Here is a 4,155-nt window from a genome sequence, read left to right as displayed (position 1 = left end):
CTGCCCGCAGGCGCCAGCCAGCCAGCCGGCGGCCAGCAGGGCCCCCAGCCGCACGCGCCTGCGCCAGGCAAGGCGTCCCGTTGTCGTTTCGGTGCGTCCCACGGCCTGCCTCCACGGCCCCCGATGCCTGCCCCGGCCAAACCCAGGGGCGTCTTCCGGAGCCGGGTAAACGTGGTGCCGCCTCCCCGCCCGGGGAAGTCATGTCACCACCGGGCGTGAACCTGGAGAACACCCCGAGCCCGTCCCCATGGCAGGCGGGGAACCGGGCGGACGAAGGCCTGAACGACGACGGCCTCCGTCCCAAGCAATGGGGACGGAGGCCGCGAAGCCCTCACACCGGAGGGAGGCTCAGTGGACGCTGGGGGCGGCGGTCACGAACGACGCCGTGAGGCAGCTCTGGTTGGCGATCTGATCCAGGAACGTCTGGCGGGCCAGCACCTCGTTGAAGGTGCGCACGGGCGCCCCGTCCGCGCGGTCCGGCACGGTGAGCGCGCCGCTGAGGAACGGCGACAGCGCGCCGGTCCAGCTCACGTGGGTGAAGTTCGTGCCCAGCTCGTCGCCGTGGCAGCCGTCGCAGGTGTTGAGCGAGAAGACGTGCCGCGCCTGACGGTTGGGGATGACGGACGCGGGCTGGCTCCAGAACGGCGGGATGGCCACGGGGTTCGTCACCACGGCGCGGCCTCCGCGGAACGCGCCACCGCCCCACGGCAGCGGGACGGAGTACGCGCCCGCGACGATGGGCGCCGCGTTGGCGTTCACGTAGGACGGGAACAGGGTGGCCTGCGTGGTGCGGTCCGGCGTCTGGGCCACGGTGTGGCTGTTGAGCAGGCCCAGGGCCGGCGGCGGCGTGGTGGAGTAGGAGTTCGGGTTGATGGAGCCGTTCCAGAGGCGGAACTCGCGCAGCTCCCAGGGGTGGGCCAGCCAGTCGTCGTTGGTGCGCACCTGGTTGATGGAGCTGCGGTTGGGCTTGCGCGGGGACAGGTCGCGCTTGGCGAACTGCTCCGTCAGGGCCTCCAGCGCCGCGTTGTACGTCGGGCTGCCCAGCGGCAGCCCGGACAGGGCCTGCCACTGCTGCGCGTAGGTCTTGATGGCCGCGCAGCCGCTCTTGTCCACCCCGTACTCCAGGATGACCAGGAAGGGCACGGTGTAGCAGGAGGCCCCCGAACCCGTGGTGGCCGCGAAGATGAAGCGCCCCTCGCCCGCGCTGCCGGAGCCATAGGCCGGGTTGCTGCCGGCCAGGTCCAGCCGGTTCACGATGGCGATGAGCTTGAACGGCGACCTCGCCAGGTTCAGCTCGCCGGAGGACAGCTTCGGCCAGGGACCGATGAGGTTCCCCGCGATGGACGTGCGCGGCGGGTTCACGAAGCCGTTGATGGTGCGCGGCTGCTCCCACTGCCGCAGCCACTCGCGCACGAAGGTGGAGGGGGCCACGCCCGTGAAGGGCTGGTTGGCCATCTCCGTCATCAGGTAGTTGAACGTCCACTTGCCGTTCGGGTTGCCCGCGCCGGTGCACGGGTCATACGTGCGCGTCGTGTCCTTCACGACAGAGGGCGCCCGGATGATGAGCGAGCGCGCGGGGTCCACCAGCGACGCCAGGCCAATGGGCTGGATGGGCACGGGCTGGCCCACCGGGAACTGGGGGTTCAGCGCCGTCACCGGCACGGTGCGCACGAGCTGGCGGTTCTCGAACACGGCCGTCGTCAGCTGCGTCTGTGACTGGGACTGCGCCTGGGCAATGCGCTGCTGCTCCGCCTGGAGCGCCACGAAGTCGAACGTGCCGGAGGCGGTGAAGAGCAGGTCTCCCGCCACCGCGTCGCCAGACTGCCCGTTGTCGCGGAACACGAGCTGCTGTGCGCCGTCCGCCATCGTCAGCGTCCCGCCGCGGAACGCCTCGTTCTCCGCGCGCTTCGCGTCCAGCTTCAGCTGGAACACCGTCGCCGTGGTCCTGCTGACCGCGGCCTGGGGGATGGCGACCAGGGACGCCACCACGGGGCGCGCCGCGTCCCCCTCCAGGGCCTGCAGGGTCGAACCGAGCGCCGCCTCCAGGTTGCCGGACGGGTCCACGGCCCGGGCGGAGGACTCCGCCGCGGGCGCGGAGGGCGCGGGGGTTTCCGACGTCTCCGGGGCGGGCTGGCCACAGCCCACCACCAGCGACGAGGCCAGGAGCGCGAACGGCAGGCGCCGTCCCAGCTTCCCGGAGTGCTTCCACAGCAAAGACAGCTCAGGCTTCATGGGGTGTGCTCCACTCACGACGGGGGTACCGCGACGACAGCCGCGCGATGGGGCACCCTCCCCCTCACCGTTCGCGGGACCCCGGCCACCCCGGTCCCGTCCCCCTCCGTGAATGCGGAAAACGCCCCATCCCCCTCCGGTCCTTGCGACACGGAGGCGAACAGGGCGTTCTCATATCATGAAAGAATGACAATTATCGACTTCCAGATTTTGTAACATAATCAGTTACAAGTCTGGGGTTGCCGTAACCAGTCTGGTTACAACCCGCTGACGCCGTAGGGCGACTCGCTGATGAGGCGGGTGCCGGACTGGAAGTGGCTGGTGCTGCCGCAGTCCGGGATGGGGCTGAAGCCCGAGCACGTCACGGGCACGTGGGCGCGGGTCTCCGAGGTGAAGCAGCGGGCGCCGGCCTCGTTCCACTCGGCCTCCAGGCTCCACGACTCGGTGTCGACCTGGACGCCCACGCCGTCATAGAGGTTGACCCACTGGCCATCGATGGTGTGCGACTCACCGTCGCCGCAGAAGTCCGCGCGCACCATGCGGGTGCAGGCCTGGTGGTGGCCCGCGAGGCTCTCGCCGTTGGCGGCGGTGGCCCAGGGCTTGTAGCCGAAGTGCATGCACTTCGCGATGGCGGCGCCCTCGCAGGCGAAGGTGAAGGCGGTGGCGTCCTCAATCTTCTCACCGCCGCCCGCCACGCCCTGGAGGTAGTTCCAGCGGTTGGCCACGGCGATGGCGGAGGCCGCCGCGCCGTTGGCGTCCTGGCACACGGAGCGCCAGCTGCCGTCGGAGCCCTGGTAGGAGACCTGGTAGGACCACAGGTCGCTGTCGCCGCCGCTGCCCTGGGTGACGCTGTCCACGCGCAGGGGCAGGGTGGTGCCGTCCCCCAGCGTGCCGACGAAGCGCGCCCCGGTGAAGTCCGTGCCCGTCACGGGGGTCGTGCCATCCAGGCCGACGAAGGCCGAGCCCAGCAGCCCCACGTTGCTCAGCGGCGTGCCGGAGGCGGAGTGGGCGCCCGCGTACGCCACGGACACCAGCATGCCGCCCAGCTCGCTGTTGTTCAGGTTGCGTCCATTGAGGTTGCGCCCATTGAGGTTGCGCCCGTTGGGAGACACGACCTCCGCCACCTGCGTGCGCAGGGAGGGAGCGTCGAACTCCGGCGATTCCGTGCCACAGCCCACTGCCACGACGGCGAAACACGCCGCGACCACTCGCTGCAACGTCCTCATCTGGATGCCCCTTCCCGACCCCGACCCCGACCCGCACCGTCTTTCAGGACACAAGGTCAGACCGGGGGGCGGGAGCGGCAACCGCGCCAGGCCCGTCCGGGCACTTGCAGCGTCCAGTGGCTTCCAGTTGCGAGCGACCCCGGGGCGAGCCCGGCGGTTCCCGGGGGGTTCCAGTGTCCGGTGGTGCTCAGCCGCCGGACACGGGGGCGTCCGCGCACACGCGCAGGCCCACCGTGACGTCGCGCAGCGAGGGCTCCGGCAGCTCCCGGTTGGAGGACCGCGCGCTCGTCACGTTGAAGGCGAAGCTGCCGCCCCGGGCCACCGGGCGGCCGGGCTCCAGCCACGAGCGCGTCCACTCCCACACGTTGCCCGCCATGTCGTCCGCGCCGAAGGGGCTGCGGGACGCGGGGTGGCTGCCCACGACGTCCGGGCCGAAGCCGCCCGGGTCCTTGCCGTAGGTGACGTCCACGTTGGCCTCGTCCGCGCCCAGCCGGCCGCCGTGGGGGTACTCGCGGCCATCCACGCCGCGCGCGGCCCGCTCCCACTCCAGCTCCGAGCACAGCCGCGCCCCCGGCACCCGCCCGGACGTGGACAGCCACGTCACGTAGGCCTCCGCGTCCGCGAAGCTGATGCCGCTCACGGGGAACTGGCGCCAGTCCTGCGCCGTGCGCTGCGAGCGCCGGGCGTACCGCACGGG

At 71.4% G+C, this 4,155-nt stretch carries 3 protein-coding genes; all 3 read right to left on the bottom strand.

The features are described from left to right. Positions 1-348: 348 nt before the first annotated feature. Positions 349-2,232 carry a hypothetical protein gene (locus tag ACLEQD_RS38210; RefSeq protein ID WP_410390777.1) on the bottom strand — a complete coding sequence of 628 codons (1,884 nt, stop codon included), beginning with the start codon at positions 2,230-2,232 and terminating at the stop codon, positions 349-351. 257 nt (positions 2,233-2,489) lie between these two features. Continuing rightward, complete coding sequence (locus ACLEQD_RS38205) at positions 2,490-3,440, bottom strand: ADYC domain-containing protein (RefSeq protein ID WP_410390776.1); 951 nt, start codon at positions 3,438-3,440, stop codon at positions 2,490-2,492. Positions 3,441-3,645: 205 nt separating this feature from the next. Beyond that, the coding region (locus ACLEQD_RS38200) for a formylglycine-generating enzyme family protein (RefSeq protein ID WP_410390775.1) at positions 3,646-4,155 on the bottom strand (510 nt) is incomplete at its 5' end.

Origin of the sequence: Corallococcus sp. 4LFB (genome assembly GCF_046520365.1) — a bacterium.
Classification (GTDB): domain Bacteria; phylum Myxococcota; class Myxococcia; order Myxococcales; family Myxococcaceae; genus Corallococcus; species Corallococcus caeni.
Note: the sequence above shows the minus strand (reverse complement) of the source record. Positions and strands in the feature narration are given on the sequence as shown.